At 69.4% G+C, this 21,755-nt stretch carries 20 protein-coding genes and 2 pseudogenes; 10 read left to right on the top strand and 12 right to left on the bottom strand.

Going from position 1 to position 21,755, the window contains the following annotated elements; genetic code table 11:
* The first annotated feature begins 194 nt into the window (after positions 1-194).
* Positions 195-1,577 carry a helix-turn-helix domain-containing protein gene (locus tag OHS33_RS37065; protein ID WP_330334809.1) on the top strand — a complete coding sequence of 461 codons (1,383 nt, stop codon included), beginning with the start codon at positions 195-197 and terminating at the stop codon, positions 1,575-1,577.
* A 468-nt stretch (positions 1,578-2,045) separates the two neighbouring features.
* On the opposite strand, the gene OHS33_RS37070 is transcribed toward OHS33_RS37065, so the two are convergent.
* Complete coding sequence (locus OHS33_RS37070; protein WP_330335355.1) at positions 2,046-2,201, bottom strand: hypothetical protein; 156 nt, start codon at positions 2,199-2,201, stop codon at positions 2,046-2,048.
* A 440-nt stretch (positions 2,202-2,641) separates the two neighbouring features.
* Between OHS33_RS37070 and OHS33_RS37075 the strand changes: the two genes are divergently transcribed.
* The 3 genes from OHS33_RS37075 to OHS33_RS37085 all read left to right on the top strand — a co-directional run bounded on the left by OHS33_RS37075 (position 2,642) and on the right by OHS33_RS37085 (position 4,634).
* Positions 2,642-2,890 (top strand): hypothetical protein, encoded by a 249-nt coding sequence (locus OHS33_RS37075; RefSeq protein WP_330334810.1) that lies wholly within the window; start codon positions 2,642-2,644, stop codon positions 2,888-2,890.
* A 257-nt stretch (positions 2,891-3,147) separates the two neighbouring features.
* The gene (locus OHS33_RS37080; RefSeq protein WP_330334811.1) at positions 3,148-3,606 is read left to right on the top strand and encodes a hypothetical protein; all 459 of its coding nucleotides are present in this window, start codon (positions 3,148-3,150) and stop codon (positions 3,604-3,606) included.
* A gap of 263 nt (positions 3,607-3,869) precedes the next feature.
* Positions 3,870-4,634 carry an SAM-dependent methyltransferase gene (locus OHS33_RS37085; RefSeq protein WP_330335341.1) on the top strand — a complete coding sequence of 255 codons (765 nt, stop codon included), beginning with the start codon at positions 3,870-3,872 and terminating at the stop codon, positions 4,632-4,634.
* A 90-nt stretch (positions 4,635-4,724) separates the two neighbouring features.
* On the opposite strand, the pseudogene OHS33_RS37090 reads toward OHS33_RS37085, so the two are convergent.
* Positions 4,725-5,675: pseudogene (locus OHS33_RS37090) on the bottom strand (helix-turn-helix domain-containing protein); the annotation flags it as partial.
* An 87-nt stretch (positions 5,676-5,762) separates the two neighbouring features.
* Positions 5,763-5,978 carry a DUF397 domain-containing protein gene (locus OHS33_RS37095; protein WP_330335342.1) on the bottom strand — a complete coding sequence of 72 codons (216 nt, stop codon included), beginning with the start codon at positions 5,976-5,978 and terminating at the stop codon, positions 5,763-5,765.
* Between the two features lie 744 nt (positions 5,979-6,722).
* On the opposite strand from OHS33_RS37095, the gene OHS33_RS37100 reads away from it, so the two are divergent.
* Complete coding sequence (locus OHS33_RS37100) at positions 6,723-9,119, top strand: serine/threonine-protein kinase (protein WP_330334812.1); 2,397 nt, start codon at positions 6,723-6,725, stop codon at positions 9,117-9,119.
* Positions 9,120-9,530: 411 nt separating this feature from the next.
* Here OHS33_RS37100 and OHS33_RS37105 read toward each other — a convergent pair whose 3' ends face one another.
* The 3 genes from OHS33_RS37105 to OHS33_RS37115 all read right to left on the bottom strand — a co-directional run bounded on the left by OHS33_RS37105 (position 9,531) and on the right by OHS33_RS37115 (position 12,273).
* Positions 9,531-11,213: an IPT/TIG domain-containing protein gene (locus tag OHS33_RS37105; protein ID WP_330334813.1), complete on the bottom strand. Its 1,683-nt coding sequence runs from the start codon at positions 11,211-11,213 to the stop codon at positions 9,531-9,533.
* 310 nt (positions 11,214-11,523) lie between these two features.
* Complete coding sequence (locus OHS33_RS37110; protein WP_330334814.1) at positions 11,524-11,664, bottom strand: hypothetical protein; 141 nt, start codon at positions 11,662-11,664, stop codon at positions 11,524-11,526.
* Positions 11,665-11,793: 129 nt separating this feature from the next.
* Entirely contained in the window at positions 11,794-12,273 is a 480-nt protein-coding gene (locus OHS33_RS37115; protein ID WP_330334815.1) for a hypothetical protein, read from the bottom strand.
* Between the two features lie 79 nt (positions 12,274-12,352).
* On the opposite strand from OHS33_RS37115, the gene OHS33_RS37120 reads away from it, so the two are divergent.
* The 4 genes from OHS33_RS37120 (at position 12,353) to OHS33_RS37135 (ending at position 15,957) form a co-directional block, all read left to right on the top strand.
* Positions 12,353-13,603 carry a helix-turn-helix domain-containing protein gene (locus OHS33_RS37120; protein ID WP_330334816.1) on the top strand — a complete coding sequence of 417 codons (1,251 nt, stop codon included), beginning with the start codon at positions 12,353-12,355 and terminating at the stop codon, positions 13,601-13,603.
* Positions 13,600-14,163, top strand: a complete 564-nt coding sequence (locus tag OHS33_RS37125; protein ID WP_330334817.1) for a flavoprotein — start codon at positions 13,600-13,602, stop codon at positions 14,161-14,163. Before OHS33_RS37120 ends, OHS33_RS37125 begins: the two co-directional genes overlap by 4 nt.
* 110 nt (positions 14,164-14,273) lie before the next feature.
* Positions 14,274-15,134 (top strand): hypothetical protein, encoded by an 861-nt coding sequence (locus OHS33_RS37130; protein WP_330334818.1) that lies wholly within the window; start codon positions 14,274-14,276, stop codon positions 15,132-15,134.
* A gap of 217 nt (positions 15,135-15,351) precedes the next feature.
* A complete protein-coding gene (locus OHS33_RS37135; protein WP_330334819.1) occupies positions 15,352-15,957 on the top strand; it encodes a hypothetical protein in 606 nt (201 codons plus the stop codon).
* A gap of 123 nt (positions 15,958-16,080) precedes the next feature.
* Here the strand turns inward: OHS33_RS37135 and OHS33_RS37140 are convergent, their stop codons facing one another.
* The 4 genes and pseudogenes from OHS33_RS37140 to OHS33_RS37150 form a co-directional block, all read right to left on the bottom strand.
* The gene (locus OHS33_RS37140; RefSeq protein WP_443065498.1) at positions 16,081-16,785 is read right to left on the bottom strand and encodes an HNH endonuclease family protein; all 705 of its coding nucleotides are present in this window, start codon (positions 16,783-16,785) and stop codon (positions 16,081-16,083) included.
* Positions 16,786-16,991: 206 nt separating this feature from the next.
* Positions 16,992-17,144: pseudogene (locus tag OHS33_RS39935) on the bottom strand (tetratricopeptide repeat protein); the annotation flags it as partial.
* A gap of 6 nt (positions 17,145-17,150) precedes the next feature.
* Positions 17,151-19,466, bottom strand: coding sequence for an FxSxx-COOH system tetratricopeptide repeat protein (gene fxsT / locus OHS33_RS37145; RefSeq protein WP_330334821.1), 2,316 nt, complete (start codon positions 19,464-19,466; stop codon positions 17,151-17,153).
* Between the two features lie 119 nt (positions 19,467-19,585).
* Complete coding sequence (locus OHS33_RS37150) at positions 19,586-19,978, bottom strand: hypothetical protein (protein WP_330334822.1); 393 nt, start codon at positions 19,976-19,978, stop codon at positions 19,586-19,588.
* Between the two features lie 304 nt (positions 19,979-20,282).
* On the opposite strand from OHS33_RS37150, the gene tpg reads away from it, so the two are divergent.
* Positions 20,283-20,840, top strand: coding sequence for a telomere-protecting terminal protein Tpg (tpg, locus tag OHS33_RS37155; protein ID WP_330334823.1), 558 nt, complete (start codon positions 20,283-20,285; stop codon positions 20,838-20,840).
* Positions 20,841-20,950: 110 nt separating this feature from the next.
* Here the strand turns inward: tpg and OHS33_RS37160 are convergent, their stop codons facing one another.
* The gene (locus OHS33_RS37160) at positions 20,951-21,130 is read right to left on the bottom strand and encodes a hypothetical protein (RefSeq protein WP_330334824.1); all 180 of its coding nucleotides are present in this window, start codon (positions 21,128-21,130) and stop codon (positions 20,951-20,953) included.
* Positions 21,127-21,624 carry a hypothetical protein gene (locus OHS33_RS37165; protein ID WP_330334825.1) on the bottom strand — a complete coding sequence of 166 codons (498 nt, stop codon included), beginning with the start codon at positions 21,622-21,624 and terminating at the stop codon, positions 21,127-21,129. The genes OHS33_RS37160 and OHS33_RS37165 overlap by 4 nt, the downstream gene beginning before the upstream one ends.
* Positions 21,625-21,755 lie beyond the last annotated feature (131 nt).

Genomic DNA, 21,755 nt, shown 5'->3' on the forward strand with positions numbered 1-21,755 from the left:
GGAGTGCTCACAGGGGTGGGATTGCGCGGCGTTGGTGAACCGCCGCAACTCCAAGACCACCGCACCAGGACGCGGTACAACAGTCAGTAGCCATTGGGCTGCAAGGAGTTTGCACTTCGTGCAAGTACGGACGGCGGCGTCCGAGCCCCTGCTCCACGGGGACCGCGCAGCCTCGGCGACACCGGGACGGGGTTATGGATGCAGTTCGAAAGCCACAGGTGACACCCGCAGCGCCAACGCCGGGCGAGGTGGTCCGTGCAACGCGCAGAGCCCAGGGCATGACCCTGGGAAAGCTGGGATCGCTGACCGGCTACTCGGCGGCTCAGGTATCCCGCCTGGAGCGCGGGAAGTCGAACATGACGGACCTCTCCGTGCTCCAGAGGTTCGCCCAGGCGCTCGACATCCCGCCGCAGGTGCTCGGCCTCGCCCCGGCTCCGGATGCCCATCCGGATCCGCTGAGTCCGCGAACCGGGCCGTATCCCGGCCTGCCCGCCCCTACTCTGGGAACCTCAGGGTGCGACGACGGAGAGGACCCGGTGCGCACGCGAAGGCAGCTGCTCGCGAACCTGGCGGTCACCGCGGCGGCTGCCATGGGAGCCCCCCTCGCCGGCGCCGCCCCGGCCAAGACCGAGGAGGCGCGACTCGGCGAGACCCTCGTCGCGGGGCTGCGCGACGCGATGCTCGGACTCGGCCGCGTGGCCCCCGACACGCTTCCCCCGGACCGCCTCTCGGTGGAACTGCATAGGGCCTCTGCGGACTTCAACGACTGCGCGTACTCCAGCCTCGCCCTACGGCTCCCGCGCCTGATCTTCGCTGGGCACCAGTCCACCGGCGACAACTTCGCCCTGCTGGCACAGGCCTACCTCCTGGCGACGCGCATCCTCATCAAGCTCGACGAGCCGCAACTCGGCTGGATGGCAGCCGACCGCGCCCGGCAGTTCGCCACCGTCGGCGGGGCCCCGGTCGCCGTCGCGGAAGCGGCCCGCCAGCAGGCTGTCCTCGCCCGCAAGGCCGGGTGGCACGACCAGGCCTTGGCCCTCGCCCTGAACGCCGCCGACGACCCGGCTCTGCGGGAGTTCGGCAATGCCGGGGCCGCCCAGCGCGGCTTGCTTGTCCAGTGCGCCGCCTACACCGTCGCCCACCTGCGCGATCAAGCCGGTATGCGCGAGCTGACCAGCGAGGCCACCGCCATCGCCAAGACTCTGGGATCCGTCACCCACCTCCGGGACACGAACGGTGGGTTCAGCTGGGCCACCGTCCAGTTGCACCTGATCTCGGCGGAGAACACCGCCGGAGATCCCTCGGCCGCCATCGCCGCCGCCGACGCTCTCGCCCCCCAAGCGCTCCCCACCACGGAACGTCGCGCGCTCTACTTCACCGACCGCGCGAAGGCCTACGCTCAATGGGGCCGACGCGACGACTGCATCCGCGCCCTCCTCCAGGCCGAGTACTGGGCCCCCCAGGAAACCCACGCCCGCCCCGCCGTGAAAACCCTCGTCTCCGGCCTGCTGCTCTCCGGGCGCACCACACCCGAACTCCGAGGCATTGCCGCCCGCACCGGAGTTCTGCACAGCTAGGCCGCTGTCGGTGACCGAGGGGAGAAGTTCGCCCTGGAGGGCATGCTGAACACCTGTAAATCGTGAGTGGGCGGTTGGAGACTGTCGTGACGGCGGCACGGCTGGGGTACTGAGACCGGGGGCGAGACGGTAGGCGAGGTTCAGGGCCGTCCGCGCCGCGAGCCGCGTTTGCTCGTCGCGGTGCTGGGTGTTGCCGTCGGCACGGCGGTCATCGGGGTGGTGGCGTTGCCGCGCCGTTTCAGCGTGTCCTTAACCTGGTGGATGTCCTTGGACCTCACTATGGTCCAGGTGCTGTCACGCATACCCAATGCTTCGGCACGTCCCTGCGGGCAGAGAGCATGGCTGATCGGGACTACAGACGCTGCGGCGGAGTGTCGGCCGCATCAGCGCGATGCTCGCTCTCCACTTCTTCCTCCCGGTCGCTGCGGGGAGATGAGTGTTTTCTCGCGGCGGACGATTTTGCCCACGTCATAGCGGGGTGCCAGGCGTCACGATGATGATGTCCGGCTCACCCGGTGCCCACAGGCCTGCCGCGATGAGCCGCTCGATGACGCCGCGGAGCTGCGCTGCGGTCACCGCGGTGGTGTCGTCGGCCGGGCCGAGGCGGGCAGCGTCCGCCACCACCGGCCGCTCGTATTCCGGAGCTGCAATCCCTCGGAGCCTGTGCCGACGCAGGAAAGTTCATCTCAGGATGGCGTTTGCCGGAAATTGGCACCTACGTGAACTCTCGGGGAAACGCGTCCCTCGAAAGAGTGACCGCCACTCGGGTGGTGTGAGCGTTTTCCCTGTCCTGGAGGCTGGTTTCCGCGCGGTGAAGTGCGGATGTGAGGGCACCGTGACCGAACTGGATCGATTTGGTCCATCCCTTGCTGTTCTTCGGGGCTTTCGACGCCATCTCGGCTGGACCGCCTGTCGGCTATTCCACCGGGGGCAGCGCTTGGACGGGTGGGGGAGGGGTGTTTCGCTGAGTGCGGTTCCCCGGTGAGCGGGGCTCCGAGGCGGCCATGCCCCGGAGCCCCGCGGGGGTCCGACCATTTCGCCCTCTTCTGACCGAAGGACACGGCATGATCGAACGCGTAGGTCGGCCTTTGCGGCCGATGACCCCGGAAATTATCATTCCGATCCCGCCCGCACCCGAAACACGGTTCCACACCATCCTTTCAGGTGTGGCCCGATGGTCGTCGGTGCTGACGACGCTGCTCGTCGTCGGTGTGGTTGTCGGCGAGGTGGACGAGGCTACGGTCTTCGCCGTCGCGCCGCTGGTCTTCAGTGACCGGACAGGGCTGGTCTTCGCGGCGCTCCTGCGCCGCTGATGTCCGGGTCCGCCTCCGTGCGGGGGTCGGACCCGATGGGAGAGCCGGGCCTCTGGAACGGGCCCGGCCTTCTTTCCTTCTTCCGGCTTCTCATCCGGTCTGGGCTCCTGCGGTGACTGGGGCTGTGCCCCCGCATCTGCGCAACGCGATGCGGTCACCTCGTGATCGATGTCCGGACCGCCCCCCTGACATCGCAGCGAGGACTTTCCATGACCACGGCACCATCTCGGCCGACCCCCGGTCACAACGCTCCGGGGGTGGTCGCCGCAGGCACAGGGGCGGACCAAATGCTGTGCGCAGATGCCCGGGCCGTCGAGCAGGTCGCCCGCACAGCGTTCAGGGCCCGGTTCGAGTCCACCTACCGTCAGTACGCGGCGGTGCGACTGGGAAGCCAGGACGCGGTCGAGGCGGTCGCCGAGGCGGTGTGGGCGCAGATTGAGCGTGGCTGGTCCGGCCTGCTGCGGTGTCACTCCCCGGCTGAAGGCGCCTGGGCGCTGCTCGCCCGGGCGGTGGAGGACTGCCCGGTGCGGCCGCGGTCCCCTCTGGACCGGCTGCCGCGTCCGGCTGTGGACACGTTCCTCCTGCGGCACTGCTTGGGCCTTGACCCGGATCGGGCGGCCGAGACAATGGGCGTCGACGTGGCTGTGTTCGAATCGCTCTACCGGTGCGTCGTACCCCGCCCCGGCCACGGAAATCCCTCCGGCATATTCGGCTGATAATTTCGGGACCGGCGCACTCGTATGCGCCCCCACCAGTACAAACACGAACCCCTTGAGATCGCATCGGTTTTCCGATGAACGGGACCGGGCGGGGCACGGGCAGGTATTTTCTTAGGGACCAATCCCCTATCATCAATCCCTTTCCGTCCGAGCCCCCGCCGACCTCGCGAGGCAGAGCGCGAGGCAGAACGGGCCCGGCCGCCGTGCCTCAGGGGAGTGAGCCTGTGCCGATCGACGTGACCAAGCCCAGTCTGGCCCGCATGTACGACCACTTACTCGGGGGACAGTGCGGCTACGCCTCCGACCGGCGTGCCTGCGCGGACCTGCTGGGCCTGGCGCCGCGTCTGCGTGAACTCGCGCTCATCAACCGGGACTTCCTCGGCCGGGCGGTCCGCCACCTGACTGGCCAGCACGAGGTCCGGCGCTACCTCGACCACGGATCGGGTATTCCGCACCGGCCACACGTCCACGAGATCGCCCGCGAGGCCCGTCCCGACACGCACGTCGTCTACATCGACAACGATCCCGTCGCCCTGGGCCAGAGCCGCCTGATCCTGGCCGAGGACCCCACTGCCGCCACCGTCCTGAGTGCCGATATCCGCGACACCCCGGGCATCCTGCGACACCCCCGTGTCACCAGGCTATTCGAAGCGGCGCTGCCTGTCGGCGCGCTGTTCGGATGGGTTCTGGAATGCATTCCCGACGACGAGGATCCCTGGGCCCTGGTCCGCGGCGTGACCGGCCGACTGCCCAGCGGCAGCTACCTCGTCATCTCCCACCTCACGCACGAGGACCCTAACGTCCGTGCCGAGGTCGGTGGTTTCCTGCGGCAGACGCTGGGCCGGCAATGGGGCAACGTCCGCTCCCGGCATGAGGTCGCCCGCTTCTTCAGCGGCCTCAACATGGTCGGACAGGACGCTCCCGGCGACGTGGCCCATTGGCACCCGGGTCATCCCTCCACGTCCTGCGCCCAGGACACCGGGGACGGCTGGGTCCAGTTCGGAGGAGTGGCCCGCGTACCGTGACATCGGCGGACCCGGCGGCGGCCGGAAGCTCCGGCCGCCGCCGCCCCGGATCTCTGCCTCAAGCCGGCTGATCTGGTCCTGGAGGAAGTTCAGGCTCTCGTCCCTTGGCAGGGAAAGATTGGAGAGTTCGTTGAGGTTGGCGTCGTGCAGATCGACCGTGGCCTGATCCGTGTACAGACGGCTCACCTCGGGGGTGCTGCCCTCCAAGTACAGGATCGCTGGCGGTGCCACGACCGCCTCCGGGTCCTCTCCTTCCTGCGCCGGGAACCGGAAGAGGGACATGGTCATGGCCTTCGGCACCTCATGCTGCCACTGGCTGCGAGGGAGCACGCGCAGGTGAATCCACTCCCGGACTTTGGCCAGTTTCTGCAGTTCGTACAGCTGCTCAAGCATCGGCTTCAGGCCCGGGATGGGGGTCGCCAGCACGTGCTCGCAGATGATCATCGAATACTCGGTCAGGGTGCCCCACTCCAGCTGCTCGTGACGCCCACGGCGCCGCCGCAGCTGCTCGACAACCTGCTCCAGCCGCTCAGGCCGCCCGTCACAAGCACGTTCCATCACGACCTTGCTGTACTGCCAGGTCTGCACCAGGCCGGGGACGAAGACGCCGGAGAACGACACGATCTGCGATGCCTGCCGCTCCAGCCGCAGGACGTGCTCGAACGCCTCGGATGTCGTGCCCCTGCCCCCCAGACCTACTGACTCCCCTCCGGGCCTCGCCCGCGGGACCATGATCTCCGCGGCCTGGGTCCGCCAGGACGCGGCCGTCCGGTCATCGACTCCGTAGCCACGCACCAGAGCGTCGACCACCTCATCAGTGATCTTTGCCCGGGTCAGCCCCGACTCCAGGCGACTCAGGACGGCCTGGGAACTCACAGCGCCGCGCGCGACGGCTTCAGCGCCGGTCCAGCCCATGCTGTCGCGGATCTCCCGCAACTCGTGGCCCCACAGGCGCCGTTCCAGGGTCCATACGGATTCGTCCCTGTCGGTCCCAGCCCTGGGCGCCGGCCGCCGGTGCGGGCGAGCAGGCTGATCGGCCACGCGAGTCTCCTTTGCGGATGGTGGTGAACCCTCACCACCGTCGCAGTCTGGATTCCTCGCGCGGCCGTCCGCAACCGGATCGCCGTATTAGCTGGTCATCCAGTCGAACTCACCCTTGCTCAGCCCATCCAGGAACGCGGCCAGCTCGACGCCGGTGAACTCCACCATCGGTCCGTCCGGTAACCGCGAATTCCGGAACCCCACATTCCCATTCTTCAGCCGCGCGACTTCCACGCAGCCCTCGTACCCGTTGCACGCCGCCGACTTCTGCCACGCCACTCCCGCTGCACCCGCCTGGTCCATCCCGTCCACGCCAGCTCCCTCGCGCTGTAGTGACACCTGCAAGCCCACCCCGTCCGCCCGGAAGCGCCCACCTAGTTCCGGTGTTGGGAAAACACGGAAAAACGGAAAAGTCCTCGCGGTTCGGGGTGTGGTGATGAGCGTAGCGCCGCTCCCGAGAGCTTCCTGTCCCTCTAAAGGGGCAACTTTTCCATCTGATTATCAGATGGATGGAAACTGGGAAATCTAGTTCCAGACAGCTGGAAAATGCCGCGCGAATACCTTGCGGGCAAGGCCACTCCTCTGGGCGCAGCGAAGGCGTCTCCCGTCCAGCGGCACAAGCCAGCGCCCGACGCGGTCTACGGTGTTCCCCGGCTCCTGTTCAGCATGCAGCGCGGATACGCCGCGCTTGCCACGAGGAGCGACCCCGCTGTGGCCCCGGCGAGAGCGGGGTCGGGAGCCAGGGTGAGCAGGTCTGGCCCCACATCCCAGTATTTCCAGATCGGCCGGTGCGGCTCGGCTGCCGGTCTGTGGCAGGTGAGCGACCCGATGGCCCGGCGGCACGAACTCGGAAGGGTGTGGGTCCTCCGGGGTGAAGGTCAGGGATCCGGCGGTGAGAGCCTGGTTCTGCTGGTTGACCTCGGACCTGTCCGTGTGGAGTTGCTGATGCGGCGCGTGTGATCGTTGGTGTCACCTTAAGCTGGCGGCGCGGCGGTGGATACGTGCCGCATGCCGTGCAGGGCGGGCGGTCCGGGGGGAAGGGTGGGGATGAAGCCGAGGCAGGAGTTGGCGGGCCGGTATCGGCTGGCCGAACGGCTGGGCCATGGTGGGATGGGTGAGGTGTGGCGGGCGTTCGATCTGGAGCTGCATCGGGATGTCGCGGTGAAGGTACTGCTGACCCAGGTCTCTGAGGATCAGGCCGAGGAGATGCTGGCCCGGTTCCGCCGCGAGGGCAGAGCTGGCGCCCGGCTCAACCACCCTAGGATCGCGGCCGTTCACGACACCGGCGCCCACGAAAGCCAACCGTTCTTGGTGCTGGAGTTACTGCCCGGCCCTGATCTGGCCACCCTGCTGGACCGTCATCCCGAGGGGCTGCCGGTCGAGAAGGCGTTGGAGTACGGCGCGCAGGCCGCTGAGGGCCTGGCCGCCGCGCACGAGGCCGGCGTCGTACACCGCGATGTGAAACCGTCCAATTTGATGCTCACCGGCGACGGCATGCTGAAGCTCTGCGACTTCGGGATCGCCCGCCTGCAAGACGCCACCGCCGGCTTGTCCGTCCCCGGCGTCGGCATGGGCACGGTCGCCTACATGCCCCCCGAGCAACTGCGGGGCGAGCCCGTCACCGGCGCCGCGGATGTCTACGCCCTGGGCGCCACCCTCTTCCAGCTGCTCACCGGCCGGCTGCTGTTCCCCGCCGACAACCTGCCCGCCGTCATAGCCCACCACATACTCACGCCCCCGGTCCCGGCCAGCAGCCTGCGACCCGCCATCCCCGAAGCCCTCGACACCTACCTCCTCACCCTCCTGGCCAAAGACCCCTCCGCCAGGCCCCCCGCCCACACCATTGCCACCAGCCTCCGCGCCCTCCCCACCATCCGCCCGAACCGGGCCGCCCTGCTGCTCGCCGACGCCGAACGCCTGGCCCGCACCATCCTCAATCCGTTCTACCAGGCCGAAGCCCTGACGAAGATCGCCGAGGTGGTGCGGCTGGGTAATCCCGCCGGCGCTGAGGTACTGCTGGCCGACGCCCAGCGCCTTGCCCACGCCACGCAGCCGGGCACCGTCGTTTTCACGGAATATGAGCATCTCCGCTCGGCCCAGCTCAGGGAACTGAAGAGAGTTGCCAAGGTGGTCGGGGCAGGGAATCCCGCGCGCGCCGTGGAGGTCTTTGCCGACGCGGAAGAACTGGCCCGTACGCACGCTTACGAGGAGGCCATGACACTGGTGGAGATCGCCAAGGTCGTGACGGTGTGGAATCCCGCCCGGGCCGCGAAATTGCTGGCCGACGCCGAACGTCTGACCCGCGTCGATGACCCCGAATCCCAAGAATGGGTGCGGGTGCGGGGCCTCATCGCCCCGCTGATGGCCGAGCACGATCCCGCCGCCGCAGAAGACCTCGCCCGTGCCATCACCGACCCCGCCCACCAGGCCGAAGTGTTGACGCAGATCGCCCGAGTGGTGGCCAAGCACGATCCCGCCGCCGCGGAAGACCTTGTCCGCAGCATTGATTACCCCACCGATCAGGCCAGAGCGTTGACGCAGATCGCCGAAGTGGTGGCCGAGCATGATCCGGCTGCCGCCCTGCGCCTCGCCCACAGCGCCGTACCTGTGGCCCGCAGCATCGACTATCCGCCCGACCAGGCTACCGAGTTGGTGCGCATCGCCCGAGTGGTGGCCAAGCACGATCCCGCCGCCGCGGAAGACCTTGTCCAGCGCACTGGTCACGCCACCGCCGGAGCGTTGACGCAGATCGCCGAAGTGGTGGCCGAGCATGATCCGGCTGCCGCCCTGCGCCTCGCCCGCAGCGCCGTACCGATGGCCCGCAGGATCGTCAATCCGCCCCGCCGGGCTCAAGCGTTGACGCGGATCGCCCGAGTGATGGCCGGGCACGATTCCTCTGCCGCCCTGCGCCTCGCCTTCAGCATCAGCCCACCCGACCGGGACGAAGCGTTGACGCAGATCGCTGAGGTGGTGCTCGCGCGGGACCCGGCCCTGGCCGAGACGCTGCTCGCCGCGTACGAGTCCTCGCGCCGCCAGGCCGAGGCCATGGTGGAGATCGCCCAGATCGTGGGGGGACAGAACCCGGTCAAAGCCCAGACGTTGCTCGCCAAGGCCGAACGGGTGGCCCGCCGCATCGATGACCCGCGCTCTCAGGGCGAAGTGCTGGGGCTTGTCGCCGAAGCCCTGGCTGAGCACACCCCCGCCGACGCTGAACGACTCGCCCGCACCATCCCTGCCGGCTCCTACACCCGGCCCAGAGCTCTGGCGGCCGTCGCCAAGACGATGGCCAAGGTGGACCCGGCAGCGGCCGAACAGCTGGCCCGCAGTCTCACCGAGCCCCGACAGCCGGAACGGTGGTTGGCCGCTCTCACCTTGACGTACCAGGCCACCGCGCTGGCGGACATCGCCAACGTCCTCCTGGGCCAACACGCCTCACCGCTCTGACCCTGTCGTACGCAGGGCCTCTCGACTGTGAGGAAGGCGCAGCCTCGTCAGCCGAAACACGGGGCTGCCAAGTGCATCAGCCTTCATGCCAGATCCGCACCCAACTTGATTGGGTGCGGACCCTTCGAGGTGATGCTCGGCTCGGCGTGACCTGCAGGTCAGTGCTGGTCTTCGTGCCCGGGTTGTGGACGGTCACGTAATTCCCCAGCCTGAGCTTCTTCGTCCTCGAACACCTCCCCGTCCGGCCTCCCGTGCCGGAACACGGCAAGGGCGAAGCCGGAACAGGGAGGCGGCCGGTGCCCAGCACACGACAGTGGCTGGGCGGTGTGCGTACGGCCGGTGTCGCCGGCCGTCTTGAGCAGAGTGCCCTCCCGGCCGGCCCTGATTTCGGGCCGGCCGGGTTTCTTCAGGTCAGGGGCAGGTGACTAGGACGATGGAGATCGCGGTGCAGGTGACGCTCGCGCTGTCGTTGGCCGGGTTGGGATCGGTCGGCGAGGAGGTCGTCCGTACACCGGTGACCGTCACGTGGCCCAGGGTCAGCAGGCTCAGCGGGACGCGGAAGGTCTTGTCGACGCTGGTCCCGTTGGGGATCGCGCCGTAGGTGCAGGTGACCGTGGTGGCGGCGGTGGTGCATCCGGTGGACAGGTTCGTCGCGGCTGCTCCGGGCGGCAGGGTTGCGGTCAGCGTCGCCGACGTCACCGCGCTGGGGCCGGTGTTGTGGGCGGTCAGTGTGTAGGTGAGGTACGGCAGCAGGATGCCCAGGTGCGGCTGTGCGGTGAGGTTGACGTCGATATCGGCGGGCGGGTTCACGTAGGTGTACTGGTCGGCGGGGGTGATGGTGCTGGTGCCGCCGGGGGTGGTGACCCGTACGTCGACGGTTCCGGCCGTGCCGGCCGGCGCGGTGGCGGTGCAGGACGTCGCGGTGCAGCTCACGCCGGTGGCGGGGACGCCGCCGAAGGTGACGCTGGTGGGTCCGGCCAGGTCGGTGCCGGTGATCGTGACCACGGTGCCGCTGGCCAGGGGCCCGTTGTTCGGGCTCACTGAGGTGATCTCCGGGGCGGCGATGGTGTGCAGGGACAGGTAGCGGGTGCCGGTCACGCCGGTGGCGGCGGTGGTCACGGCGTTGGTGGTGGTGTCGAGGGCGTAGATGTTGCCCGCCGTGCCGCTGGGGTTGACCTGGTCGGCGACGTAGGCGGTGGTACCGGTGGAATTGACCTGGACATCGGAGGGGCTGCCGAGGCCGCCCACGAACGCTGTGACGGTGCTGGTGGCCGCGTCGATGACCGTGACGCCACCTGTCGTGGCCGCCGTCACGTAGATCTTGCTGCCGTCAGGGGTGATCGCCGGACTGACGGCTCCCGTCACGGGAATGGAGGCGGTGACGGTGTTGGTGGCGGTGTCGACCTTGAGCAGCGCGTTGCCGCCGCCGGTCGCGACGTAGACCGCGGTTCCCGCGGGGTTGATGACCAGCCCGTACGTGGGGGTGGCTACGGGCAGGCTGGAGGCGACCGTGTTGGTGGCCGTGTCGATGGCCACAAGGGCGCCGGGCGAGAACGTGGTGACGTAGACGGTCGTGCCGGCCGGGTTGACGTCGATGCTCTGGAGGTTGCCCGGCACCGGGACGGTGGCGGTCACCGTGTTGGTCGCGGTGTCGATGACGTCGACCCTGTGGGCGGAGCTGTCGGCGACGTAGACCCTGCTGCCGGAGGCGTTCACGGTGACCGCGTTGGGGATCCCGGCCAGCGGGATCGTCGCGGTGACGGTGGCGGTGGCGGTGTCGATGACCGCGACGGTGTTGGCGATCGCGGTCGCGGCGTACGCGACGGTGCCCGCCGGGTTGACCTCGACGTCCTGGGCGTAGCCGGCGACCGGGACCGAGGCGGTGGTCGCGCCGGTGGTGGTGTCGACCACCGAGACCGCCTTGCCGGCGAAGTTGGTGACGTAGGCGGTGGTGTGACCCGGCTGGACCGCCTGCGCGGCCGGGGCGGTGACGGCCAGCAGACCGGTCAGGGCCAGGGCACAGGAGCCGATCACCGCGGTGGCCCTGCGGTGGAGCGCGGTGGAGCGTGGCCGGGCAGGTGCGGTTGATCTCATGCGAGCGTCGTTCCTTCCAGGGAACGCGCCGCCGCGGCCGGGATCCGGACGGATCCCGCGCCCGTCGGAAAGCGCGGCCTTACCGAACCGGACAGACCTCTTCGCGGGATGCGGCGGTGGGGATCACGCGTCACCGGCACCCGCGCGGAGAGGACCCTCCGCGTTCACGGTGGCACGGTGCGTACATCGGCCGGGGTTGATCGGATGAACCGGCTTCCTGCGGGCCGAAGTTGGCCGGATCTGCCCGACACGAGGTGGCGGGGCGACGGCAGGCGGGGTGTTCGAGGACGAAGGAGCTCAGGCTGGGGAATTACGTGACCGCCCACACGGGTTGCTCAGGAATGGTTGGCGCCTCGACTGCTTCTCGGTTGAGCTCTTCGAGCGAGACGCTCCAGTTCTCTTCCCATCCGTCCAGATTGTGCGCGCAGTGGACGATGATCAGGCTCGTCATGCCCGGACCGCACAGCCGCGGCGGTGGGCACGCAGTGTGCGTGCCTGGCTTGAACAGAAGAGACCCCCGCCTGCTGCTCGTGAGGGCAGCGCACGGGGGCCTGGAGGCGGCTAGGGAAGGGCGGGTCTGTCACTCGGCGAAGGCGTGCTCGGCGGTATCCGTCTGGGTGAGGTGCCTGGTGTCGACGGCCAGGAGGGCGGTCTGGAGCTGGGCCGGGTCGATGAGGTGGTCTTCTTCGTCGTCGTGGGTGCAGCTGAGCCAGGCCGCGGTGAAGGTGCCATACCGGCTGGCCGGGACCAGGAGTTCGGTTCCCCGGCCGAGGACCCGGACACCCTGGAGAGCGTCCAGTGCGCCGCCGGTGCCGCACGGGATGTAGACGATGAGTTCCTGACGGGCGTGGTCGGCGATCACCGTGTACCCGGCGTCGAGCGGGAGGGGGAGGGCGTCGAGGGCTTCGAGACCTCGCTGGAGGGGCGCGATGGCGACGGCGTCCCAGGACCATCCGCACGCCGCCCACACACAGCGGCCGGTGCGGAGGCCGTGAAGGACTTCGGGGGCGGGGTTTAGGAGGGCGGCCCATGTCCGGGCACCATTGATGGAGTTGGCCATGGACGGACCGTAAGGGGAGTACAACGGTAAGTAGGCACGCAGTGTGCGTGCCATATTCTCGGGCCTGGGAGCCGCGCTCATGGACAGCCGACGCATCGGAGCAAACATCGCGTGCTGGCGCGGGAGGCGCCGCCTGACCCAGAACGCGTTCGGCGCGCTGATGGGGAAAAGCAAACGATGGGTCCAGGACCTCGAAGCCGGGTCCCGCCAGGCCGACCCCCGCCTATCCGTCCTGGAAGCCGCCGCCCGCGTCCTCACGATCCCGCTCGCCGTCCTCCTCGCCGACACCCCCGACGAACCCGAGGACCAGGCCAACGAGATGGAAGCGATCCGGGCCGTACTTGCCCGCCACGACATCGTCACCGGCACCCCCGACACCAATCCAGCTGACCCGCTCGACGTGGAGACCCTGCGCCGCGCCGTCCACCATGCCTGGCGCCTCTTCCAGTCGAGCGCCGCGTTCACCAGCCTCGGCGGCCGCATGCCGGGCCTGCTCACCGACGCGACCCAGGCCGCCGCCCTCCACCGGGGCGACGACCAGCTCGCTGCCTACCGTGCCCTGTCGATGTCCCTCCAACTGACCGAAGCCCTCGCCATCAAGGCGGGAGCCCCCGACGTCGCCGCCCTGGCCGGCCACCGCGCGGTCCTGGCGGCCGAGCGTTCCGGCGACCCCGTCATCCAAGCCAGCGCGGCCCGCCACCTTGCCGACGCCCTGACCGCCGACGGACAACCCCACGCCGCAGCCGCCTTCGCCCAAACCGCCGCCACCCGCCTCGCCGACGACCTCACCACCCGCGGCCCGGCCGGACTCTCCACCCTCGGCATGCTCTACCTCAAAGCCGCCATCGCCCAGGCCACCGCCGCCACCCTCACCGACCGCCGCGCACCCGCCGCCGCCCGCGCAGTGCCCGACCTCCTCGACCAGGCCGACGAACACGCCGCACAGCTCCCGCCCGACGCCGACGGCAACGCTTTGTTCACCGCCTTCAGCAGCACGAACGTCGCCCTCTACCGTGTCGCCACGCACGTCAGGCTGTACGAGGGCGCCGCCGGAGCCGCCGTCGCCCAGGCCATCACCGCCGACGAACGCGCCGCCCTGCCCCGCGAACGCCGCGCCCACCTGCTCACAGATCTCGCCCACGCCTACACCCAGGCCGGACAACGCGAGAAGGCCGTCGACACCCTCCTGGACGCGGAACGCGAAGCCCCCGAGGAAGTCCTCGGACGCCCCCGCACCCACCAACTCGTCCAAGACCTCCGGCTCCTGGGGACCGGATCCGCCGAGGGGCGCTTGCGCGCGCTCGCCGAGCGCTGTGGACTACCCGCGTGACCCGAACCCTGTATGTCATCTCCTGCGCCGCGCCGCCCGCCCGCCACGTCACCACCGGCATCAAAGCCGCCCAGGCCCGCGGGTGGGACGTCGCGCTCGTCCTGACCCCCGCCGCCCATCGCTGGTCCGTCGAAGAAGCCGGAGGCGAGGCGGAACTCGACGCCTGGCGGGAGCTGACCGGACACCCGGTCCGCCACACCTACAAACTGCCCTCCCAGAGCGACGTCCTCCCCGACCCCGATGCTCTCCTCGTCGCCCCCGTCACCCTGAACACGACCACGAAGTGGGCCGCCGGCCACGCCGACACCCTCGCCCTCGGCCTGATCACCGAAGCCCTCGGCATGCCCGACCGGCCGGTCGTCGCCCTCCCGTACATCAACGCTGCCCAGGCCCGGCACCCCGCCCTCGCCCCCGCGATCGCCACCCTCCGCGGCGCGGGAGTCCACTACCTCCTCGACGACGGCAACGGCCCCGGCTTCCGCCCCCACCAGCCCAAGCACGGCAACGTCGACACCTACCCCTGGGCACTCGCCCTCGACACCCTCGACCAACTGCCCTGACCGCGACATCACGGAGCGGAAGCCCCGAGCGATCAGCCGCTGATACCCGCTGGTGACAGCGGGCCCTCCGGGCCGTTAGGCAGGTCAACTGCGACAACGAGGTCACGACCATGCCCACCAGCATCCTGTGCCGCGCCGACGGGACAGAGGAGACGTACACCTACTTCGATGGTGTCATCCGGGCGGTACACGCCGACGGAACCCGCTGCCCCCGCAGCGGCAAGGGCCGCCACACCCAGCGTCCGCGCGACCCGCGATGTCCAGGACGCGCGAAATACGTAGCGACCTGCCGCCTCTGCACGTGGGAGGGCGAGTCTCCTTCGCACGTCAAGCTGCGGGCGGAATCGAAGGCGCATGCCCGGGAATGCGACGACCGGCAGCCCTACATTATGACCGCGGAGGAGTTCGTAAACCTCCCGCCAGCCGAGCAGGCAGCCCACCGCGCATGGAACGAAATGCGCGACGCGCTGCCGCCCGAGCAGCGACCGCCCGTGCTGACCGTCGCACAGCACCGAGAACGCACCATGGCCGCGCCCCTCGCCGCGCCCCCTGCACCCCTGCTCCCGGTGTATACGCCGCCGCTTCCCCGGGCACGGGGCCTGCTCAACCAACTGGAACAGGTACCGGACACGACCGATGCGGCAGCCCATTCAGCGGCCGTGGAGGCAGCGCGGGCCGCCGGGCGGGTCTACGTCGGCATCAGCCGAACTGACCGTGGCTGGTGCGTATACGCGCAGCCCGACACCGACCCCGGATTCCGACCCCATCTCGCCGTCACGCGGATCCTGGGACAAGCCGTTGCACGGCTGGTTCGCGAGGGCGACGGGCTCGGGGGAGGAAGCACCACGGCCGCGACGGCCGTGACAGGGGTACCCGACGAGTACCGGGCCCGGATCTACGCCCTGGCCTTCCAGAACGCTCTGGCCGGAGACCTCGATCGGCTCCTGCGCCTCTGGACGGTTTGGCGCTGACCGGCGCCCGGCCCTGCCGGGTTCCGCAGCGGTGGGGTGGCTGACTGCAGGGAGCAGTGCCGATCCGGGGTGCTCGCATGCGCGGTGCCCGCGTCGTCGTATCGAAGCAACCCCTCGGGTGAGGCAGATTCGGCCGATTCCCCACAGCCGCCTCGCGGGTGCGAGATCGTCTCTCCAGGGGCGGGATCCCGCTCATGATGTGGTGTGGGAGGTACTGGTGGAGAAGGACGAGATCTGGACGTCCGAGGAGTACGGCAAGTCGCACGAGGGCCGGGTGGGGGCGCTCCTGGAAGACGGAAGCAGTCCCAAGCCGGTGTACTTCGCTTCGAACTCTGGCGGCTTCGGCTGGGAGGTCAGCCACTGGTCCGTCTACGACGGCGGTACCCACCCGCAGCGCCCCCAGACGAACGCTCTGCAGGGGGAGTGCTCGTGTGGCTGGCGGGGCGATCCCCGCATCGTGGACCGGACAACGGTCGGCGACCTGCCGTTCCGCGAGTACGGCTGGGAGACAGCCGGGGAGTGCCAGAACGACTGGGACCGGCACATCACAGCCGTCGGAGCCACCACTGTCCCCCTGCCCGCCGAACTGGAGACGCGCCTCCAGGATGTTGCCGCAGCGATCGAGCGACTCGGCCAGGACGCACCGACCGCCGCCCTGAAAGCCGCCCGCTCCCTGGAGCTGCTCCCCGCGCGCACCGCGCACGGGGCCGCCCACGACGCCCGAGGCGAAGACCAGGAGAACGTGGCCGCTGCCTTGGGACTGGGCCTCGGCGACTCCCAGGCGCTCCTGGCCCGCTACGGCGGTTGGAGCCACTACGGCTGACCACCCGCTCCTGCAGGCGCGGGTGGCTAGCCGTACGCGAGCGCGGCCCGAGCCTGGGGGGCGTTCTCGTCTGTGCCGAGACGCCGGTCAGGCCCGAGCGTGTCTCGGGCCTGACCGGGCTGGCTAAGGGGCGGGTTCGTAGACGACGGTTGTGTTCGGGCAGTCCTTGGCAAGCCCGAGGAGCGCCTGGACCTCCGCCTCGTCGGCGGCCAGATCCCAGCGGAGCTTCGTACCTACCCAGCTCGCGGCGTACGTGCAGTGATAGGCGCCGTCCGAGGGCAGCCACTCGGCCGGGTCCTTGTCGCTTTTGCTCCTGTTGGAGGCGGCGGAGACCGCGATCAGGGTGTCGGGGCTGTCCTGGTCGTTTGCGTACGCCTCCCGGCGGGCTGCTGACCAGGGCGCCCGTTCGGAGTCGAAAACTTCTGCGAGCGGTACAAAATGATCTACGTCAAGACGGCCCGCGTCGGTGATGACCAGGTTGTCGTAGGGGCTTCGCCAGGACCCGCCGGTCAGCTTGCAGCCAGCCGATACCTGCGGCGCCACCACCGCCTCGGACAGGATGACTTCCCGCCGGGTGTCGCACCCGTCCGTGGCGTTGAGCCCGCGGTTCCAGTGCTTGTACAGGTCCCGCTTGTAGCCCTCGCGGTGCTCGACGGCCACCGGAAGCCGATCGATCGCCTCGAACAACGACAGCGGTGCCCGCGCCCCGGACGCCGTGCCGGCGGCCCCGGCGGAGGCGGGGAGCGGCGCGGGGGCGGAGTGCGCGGCGGGCGCGGAGGCAAGGAGGGGGAGGGCGCAGAAGGCGAGCGTGGGCAGACCACGGCGCATCAGGTTCTTGATCACATAGGTGGGTGTAGCTGCCTGGAGACCAGCTGCGACAGCCCCCGCGCAGCCACCTCACCCGCGCGGGTGGCCGAATTCACCGCAGAAACGCCCCTGCGCCCCCTGCCTCTTCAGGGCCGTGAGAGCCACCTTCTCCAGAACCCGTGCTGACGCCCGTGTGGTCGAGGATCTGTACGTCGTCCTCACTGGTGCTACGGAGCCGGCTCGTTCCGCAGGCGGGCAGCGTCGTGGTGGCGCCCGAGCTGGTGGTAGGTGGCGGCGAGGTTGCCGCGGGCGTGGAGGGTGTTGGGGTGGTCGGGTCCGAGGAGGCGTTCGCAGTCGGCGTGGACGGCTTCTTGGAGGGGGAGGTCCTACTCCGGTGCATCGGAAGGGCTGAGAAAGCGACGAGTGGTGGCAAGGATGGCGAGGGAGCGGATGGTGTGGGGATGGCCGTCGCCGAGGAGACGGACTCGTGCGGCGAGAGCTTGCTTGGCCAGGGGGAGGGCATCGCCATGGCGGCCGAGTTGGTTGTAGGTGACGGCCAGGTTGGACCGGGCTCGGTGGGTGTCGGGGTGGTCGTCACCGAGAAGGTGGATGCGTGCTGCGAGGACCTGTTCTTCCAGGAGCAGCGCGTGATGGTGGTGGCCGAGGCGGCTGTGGGCGCCAGCCAGGTTGGCGCGTGCCAGCTGCGTGTCGGGGTGGTCCTCGCCGTAGAAGTGGGCGTACCCGGCCAGTACTCGTTCGCACAGCGCTAGCGCATCGTCGTCGCGGCCGAGACTTCCGTACGTGGCAGCGAGGTTGCTGCGGGCCAGGTGGGTATCGGGGTGGTCGGAGCCATGGGCGTGGATGCGTTCGACGAGAACGTGTTCGCACAGGAGGAGGGCATCGGTGTGCCGGCCGAGCTGGTTGTAGGTGACGGCGAGGTTGGCGCGGGCCCAATCCGTGTCGACGTAGTCGTCACCGAAAATACGGATACACGCCGCCAGGATCTTCTCCTCCAGCCGGAGGGCTTCGTCGTAGCGGCCGAGGTGGCTATACGTAGCAGCGAGGAAGGCACGGGCTGTATGAGCGCTGGGGTGATCTCCATCGTGGAGACGGATGGTGTCGGCGAGGAGCCGCTCGTAAAGTGCCTGTGCCTTGTCGTAATGGCCGAGCAGGTTGTACGTGGAAGCGAGGTAGGTGCGTGCCCTGAACGCATCGGCGTGCTCCGCCCCGTACTTCTCCTCGGTGACAGCGAGCAGTTCCTCAAAGTGGGTGAGGGCGGAATGGAGCAGCCCGTTGGAGAGCATGCTTTCGCCGGCTTGGAAGAGCACCTTGTGGGTCCCTTTTTCCCAAAGGGCGCGGCCAATGTGGCGGGTGAGCGTGATGGTGTTGGCGCACAGAATCTCGGAGATTTCGCGGCCAGGTCCAGGTCCAGGTCCGTCGGGCCAGATGGCGTGAAGAGCATCACCGGCGGTCCGCACCAGGCGGGACCGTACGACGTGGGGAGTTGTCTCCTGGACTGCGCGGGCGGTCAGCGCATGCATCCGGACCTCCTGCCCCGTGCTCTGAGGGTCGTAGGTGATGAGCGCGTACCGGTTCAAAACCCGGAGGCTCTCCTGTACCTGATCTCTGGATACGGGAACGGAGAGACCATGTTCGTCGACGTCGAGCCCGGCGAGGTAGCTCAGCACCGGATAGCTGTCCCACAGGGCGGCGGGGTGGCCGGCGGGGTCGAGGAACGCGGCGAGTTGCAGCACTGGAAGGGCGAGCCCGCGCGGTGAGGCGGCCTCGGCCGCGGCACGGGAGAGCAGCAGAGCAGCGGTGACCTGGCGGCCGTAGTTCTCGGCATCCGCCCAGCCGGGCAGCATCTCCTCCAAACTCCGCTCCCGGCCCCGGAACAGCTCGAGATAGTCCGAGCACGCCATCTGCTGGTTGATCAGGTAGGCCACCGCGTGCCCGAGCGCAAGCGGCAGAAAGCCCAGTTCCAGGGCCAGCTGCTCCTGAGACCCATCGAGGAGATACGCGAGAGCATCCCTGGTGAGCCGGTGCTCAACGTAGGCCGCAGCCTCGGCTGACGTGTAGACGTCAATGTTGACTCTGCTGCGCCCCTGACCCGTGAGCCGGCTGTCCTTCAGGCGGGTGGTGGCCAGGACCCACCCCGTTCCGGAGTGCACCGCAGGCCACCACGGCGCCAGCGCCGCCGGGTCGGTGACATCGTCCAGGATCACCAGCCACTTGCGCGAGGTCGCGGCCAGCCACCCGAGGAACGCCCGCGCATCGGCCTCAACATCCTGGCTCAAGGCTCCGGGGGCCTGAACGAGCCTGGCTGTGTGGGCGTACAGAGCGATGACCTGCTGGACATCCGCTGCGCTCACCCACATGACCAGATCGATGCCGCTGCCAACGCGGGCCGCTTCATGGGCGTAGGCGGCGGCGAGCTGGGACTTGCCCACGCCCCCGCCCCCGGACAGGACCTGTGCGAGCACCACGTCGTCCCCCGCACGCCGCGCCTCATCGATGGCCGCGCGCAGCGCAAGTCGGGGCTGGAAGGCCGAGGCGCACGGAGGCGGCGTCCCCACGCGCACAGGCCATGACACCCTCACCGCCGAATGCGCAATGTTGATGTTGGTGACGGTGGCTCCCGTCCCTATGGCGCTGTTGATGATGTCGCGCCCGGCAGCCGTCGCGTAGGGGCCCGCGCTCACCGACCCGAGCGTGGACACCCGCTCAGGCGGCAGCTGCTCACTGACAGAACCAGCGTCCGGGCCCGCAGTGCCCTCTTCCGCGGGAACCCTCTTGCGCCTCTTCCACGGCCACCGCGGTGTCATTGAACCTGGCTGCCGTCACCGAGAGCGCTGTCCCTGATGTCGCCTCCTGCCGCGATCCCGCCGGGCTCGGCCACCACACTCCCGATGACCGGCGGACCAACGGTCTCCCCGCCCGCTGGTGCGGACGACACCGCAGGCGACGCGCTCGCGCGGGCGTTCACGCCCAGAGCGCTGCCAATGATGCTCCCGCCAGAGGCCACGCCGTCCTGTCCGGCCCGCACCTCCTGCCCAACCGGAGAGGTGTTCTCCCGGAGCAGCGCGAGGACCGCCACCACCAGCCCCGCACCCGCGAGAACGGCACCCACGATGCTGGCGACCTTGTCCCCAGTATCAAGATCGGCCACGACCAGCACCACCAGCAGACCCACCGCGACCAGAGCGGCGACCACCCCCACCCCCCGTACCATCCACCGCGCCCCCACTGAAAGCCCAGCCATCGCATCCCCCAGATCTCCCCGCCGCCGCGAGTACGACGGCCCTTCGCTGTCTCCTGCCCGCAGGCTAGACGCTCACCGCCCACCCGTCCCCAACTCCGCCGGACCCGCAGTCGGGTTCTGCACCAGGCCCACCGAAGCGAACGCCCACAGGACGGACACACCCCGGGCATGTCGGCCTACGGGCCAGCACCTTTCGCTGTGCTGCACAGTCCGACGGCTAGCGTGACTCCTCACGCACACAACGGGGGTAGCAACGGTGGGCATCGTCGGGGACAGTCTGGACCGGGCCGCCGCAAAGACGGGCACCCGCCCCATCCCGAAGTCCGCCGGAGCCCAGATCCGCTACCTCGTCAAGCAGCACAAGGGCTCCACCAAAGCCGTCGCCACGCTCCTGGCCATCTCTCAGCGCACCGTCGAGCGGTACGTGAAGGACCAGATCAAAACCCCGCGCCCCGAACTCGCCGAACGCCTGGCCGCGGAGGTGACCCGGCGTTGGCAGCCCCTGGTGAAGAAGCGCGCCCGCGAGCAGGCGGCCAAGCGCACCGGCCTCGTCATCGAGACCCGAGCCCGGTTCGGCTTCACCGCGGCGCCGGGCACGACCGACGACGGGCGGATGCGGCGGATCACCCAGCATGTCCCGCCCGAGTACGCGTCCCGCCTGCTCGCTGCCCAGGAATCCGGAGCAGCGGAGGCCGCGCTCCAGCGGATCGCGGCCGAAGCGCTGCAGGAGGCGTACTTCAAGGACAGCGGCCGCCGCGCGGGCGACCTCGTCGTCGAGTTCACCGACATCGACTACCTCGACGTCGGCTACTGACCCCCGCGCCGGTGTGCGAGGTTCTTCGCCCCGGCGGTGCGAGCCGAGGCGGCTGTTCTTCCGGCCGCGCGCCCGTTGTGACTGAGTGCTTCAGTTGGCGGATGAGCCTGCTACTTGGCGGGCTGAGCAGCGTAGATGGCGGACGACTCGTCGCAGGCCGGCGCCGCTACGGAGCGCGCGGAGGGAACCGGGCCCTCAGCCGCGGGCCGCTCCCCTAGCCAGAGGCACGGCTTGTCGATGTCGAGCCAGGTGACGTGCTCGCTGTACCCGTCGTGCTCGTTGTCGATCACGCACTCGACTCTGGGTCTGATCCTTGAAGAGGCTCACTAGGGCGCTGCGCGTGGACGCGGCGCACATGCTTCACCGTCACCGCCGCCGGGAGACCGGCCAGGAGGAGGGACAGCCCCACCGGGAGCACCCCCGCCCACACCGTCGGTGAGACGTACGCGGTGCCGGACGTACCGTCCACCAGCCACGCACGGACCGGTTGCGAATCGATGTCGCCCTCGACGGGGACGTCGAACGATGAGCCGCCGTCGTCCGGGGTGAAGGCGCCCGAGCAGGACGTCGACGTTCCCGCATTGGCCACGGTGTTGTCGTACGTCCGGCAGCCGGCTTCGGTCACCGTCCCGGGCTCGCCCCACAGCGCCGCCCGCAACTCCCCGGTGAAGATCGTCAGCACGACGTAGGCCAGAAACAACCCGACCAGACAGGCCAGCGCCAGCCACGGCGCGGGTCCGACCTGCTGCGGTTGCCCGTCCAGAACGTCCCCACCCTCGCTCATTCCCACCCTCGGATCGCCGACGGACCTCCATGGTGACCGATCCGAAGCACGGTCGGAAGCCCTCCATGGCGTGCTGGTGGGCTCGCACGAAGGTCGAGTCGACCGACACCAGCCAGTCGATGTCGCCGACC

Source organism: Streptomyces sp. NBC_00536 (genome assembly GCF_036346295.1).
GTDB lineage: Bacteria > Actinomycetota > Actinomycetes > Streptomycetales > Streptomycetaceae > Streptomyces.

Coding starts and splice junctions, on each gene's coding strand:
- OHS33_RS37075 (WP_330334810.1), top strand. CDS start 2,642: ATGATCGAACGCGTAGGTCGGCCTTTGCGGCCGATGACCCCGGAAATT.
- OHS33_RS37115 (WP_330334815.1), bottom strand. CDS start 12,273: ATGGCCAACTCCATCAATGGTGCCCGGACATGGGCCGCCCTCCTAAAC.
- OHS33_RS37120 (WP_330334816.1), top strand. CDS start 12,353: ATGGACAGCCGACGCATCGGAGCAAACATCGCGTGCTGGCGCGGGAGG.
- OHS33_RS37095 (WP_330335342.1), bottom strand. CDS start 5,978: ATGGACCAGGCGGGTGCAGCGGGAGTGGCGTGGCAGAAGTCGGCGGCG.
- OHS33_RS37130 (WP_330334818.1), top strand. CDS start 14,274: ATGCCCACCAGCATCCTGTGCCGCGCCGACGGGACAGAGGAGACGTAC.
- OHS33_RS37085 (WP_330335341.1), top strand. CDS start 3,870: ATGTACGACCACTTACTCGGGGGACAGTGCGGCTACGCCTCCGACCGG.
- OHS33_RS37100 (WP_330334812.1), top strand. CDS start 6,723: ATGAAGCCGAGGCAGGAGTTGGCGGGCCGGTATCGGCTGGCCGAACGG.
- OHS33_RS37165 (WP_330334825.1), bottom strand. CDS start 21,624: ATGAGCGAGGGTGGGGACGTTCTGGACGGGCAACCGCAGCAGGTCGGA.
- OHS33_RS37065 (WP_330334809.1), top strand. CDS start 195: ATGGATGCAGTTCGAAAGCCACAGGTGACACCCGCAGCGCCAACGCCG.
- OHS33_RS37105 (WP_330334813.1), bottom strand. CDS start 11,213: ATGAGATCAACCGCACCTGCCCGGCCACGCTCCACCGCGCTCCACCGC.
- OHS33_RS37140 (WP_443065498.1), bottom strand. CDS start 16,785: ATGCGCCGTGGTCTGCCCACGCTCGCCTTCTGCGCCCTCCCCCTCCTT.
- OHS33_RS37110 (WP_330334814.1), bottom strand. CDS start 11,664: ATGACGAGCCTGATCATCGTCCACTGCGCGCACAATCTGGACGGATGG.